This window comes from Streptomyces graminilatus (assembly GCF_001418565.1).
GTDB classification, from domain to species: domain Bacteria; phylum Actinomycetota; class Actinomycetes; order Streptomycetales; family Streptomycetaceae; genus Streptomyces; species Streptomyces graminilatus.
In genome coordinates this window covers 1-1834 of sequence record NZ_LIQQ01000507.1, presented here as the reverse complement: position 1 = coordinate 1834, position 1834 = coordinate 1, and the positions used below count along the sequence as shown (strand labels likewise).

Here is a 1834-nt window from a genome sequence, read left to right as displayed (position 1 = left end):
TGTGGTGCTGCCGCCGCGCCGGTCGGCGCGGCGGTGGTGGCCTTCGAGGGCTTCGGCTTCCCGGCCGGGAGCCCCGCCCGCCCCTGGGTGATGGCGGCCGGCGGGGTGCTCTGCTGCGGCTTCTCCGTGTCGAGCCGTTCGATGGTGGTGACGTAGGCCGCGTTCATCCCGGGCGGCGGGCGCAGCCACTCGCCGTCCGTACGCGGCTCCTGCCGGGGCGGGGGCTGCTGCTGCTGGTTACGCCGCGACTTGGACCCGGGCTTGCGGCTCCACCACTTCCCGCCGCCCGTCGGCCCCGTCCCCGTCGGCCCCGTGCCGGTCGGCGACGTGGGGCCGGGACCGGTCGACGTCTTCTTCTTGGCCTTGGGCTTGTTGAGGTTGACCTTCGGCCTCTTCGCCCCCGGCCCCTTCTTGAGGTTGACCTTCGGCGACGTCGCCGGACCGGTGGACGGGCCGGTGGACGTGCCCTTGCCGGTCTTCTTCGCCTTGGCCTTCTTGAGGTTGACCTTCGGCTTCTTCGCCCCCGGCGCCTTCTTGCCCTTGCCGCCGGCCTTCTTCGCCGGGCCCGTCGAGGCGCCCTTGCCCGAAGCGGCGGCCGCCGGGGCGGACTTGGCCTTCTTCCCCTTCCTCTTCTTGCGCGAGACCTTGGCCAGGACCGGCGGGGCGAGGTTCTTGCGGCGTTTCTTCAGTCGGCGCCGGGCCGTCTTCGCGGCGGCCGCGCCGAGCGAGGTGCGGTCCGGCTCGGCGGCTGCGGCGTCCTCCTTCTTCTGCCGCTTGGCCTCCCGCTCCTTCTGCCGGGCCTCGAATTTGGCGTCGGCGGCCTGCTGCTTCCGCGCGCCCCGGGCCTCGATCCGCGCGTTGCGGACCTTGTCCCGCGCCGCCCGGCGACCCTCCTTCGACGCGCTCGCGCGGTCGCGGGCGGCGTCCTGGTCCTTGGCCCGGTTCTCGAGCCGGGCCGTCTGCCGGGCCGCGCGCCGCTGAGCCCGCTCCTGCTGACCGGCCGCCTTGCGCTCCTGGCGGCCGCGGGCGCGCTCCAGGGCCGGGCTGGAGCCGCTGGAGTTCGAGGACTTGCCGCCCATCGGGGACTTGATCCCCTTGGACGGCTTGTCCTGCTGCTTCTTCGCCTCCGGCCCCTTGCCGCCGGACCCCTTCGAGGTCGAGGCGCCCGGGCGGCCGGAGCCCGTCGAGTCCTTCCCGCCGGGCTTCTTGCCCGTACCGCCGGAGGGGCTGGTCGTGCTGCCCTTGCCGCCCGGGCCCTTCGACCCGGCCGAACCGCCGCCTCCGGGCTTCCCGCCGCCCGAGGAACCGCCCCCGGACTTCCCGCCGCTGCCCTTCGACCCGCCCGATCCGCTCCCGGAGGCCCCGCCCTTGGCGCGGGCCTGCGTCGCGTCGTGACTGATCTTCTGCAGGGCGGCCGCGTGTTCGGCCTGGGCCTTGATCTGCTCGGCCTGGGCCTTCGCGGCGGCCTGGCGGACGGGTGCCTGGTCCTGGAAGCGCTGGCGGCGGTCGCCGAGCCACTGGTTCATGCCGCGCAGGGCGGCGACCGCGATGCCGATGGCGACGACCATCCCGGTGCGGGCTCCCTCCCGGCCGGAGGCGTCGCCGGTGTCGACGGTGCCCTCGGACCGGAAGGTGGCCGGTATCGCCGAGCCGCCGCCGGTCGCGGGCAGGGCCGGGACCGGCGGCGGCGGAGAGGCGGGCGCGGGGATGGCGAGGGTCGGGTGCGCGGCGGCTGGCGCGGGGACCGCGGCCGCCGCCGGGGCCGCCGCCGGTCGCGGCGGGGCGGGCGGAGCTACGGGCCGGGGCGGAGCCGCCGGCGGGGGTGGTGGTACCG

1 protein-coding gene and 1 pseudogene are annotated in these 1834 nt (G+C 76.3%); one reads left to right on the top strand and one right to left on the bottom strand.

Features of this window, described 5'->3' with window-relative positions:
- A pseudogene (locus AOK08_RS34455) lies at positions 1–1568 on the bottom strand (hypothetical protein); the annotation flags it as partial.
- On the opposite strand from AOK08_RS34455, the gene AOK08_RS46870 reads away from it, so the two are divergent.
- Positions 1555–1834 (top strand): hypothetical protein (locus tag AOK08_RS46870; RefSeq protein ID WP_206743413.1); only part of this gene is annotated, 280 nt, incomplete at its 3' end. The pseudogene AOK08_RS34455 and the gene AOK08_RS46870 sit on opposite strands and share 14 nt — an antisense overlap.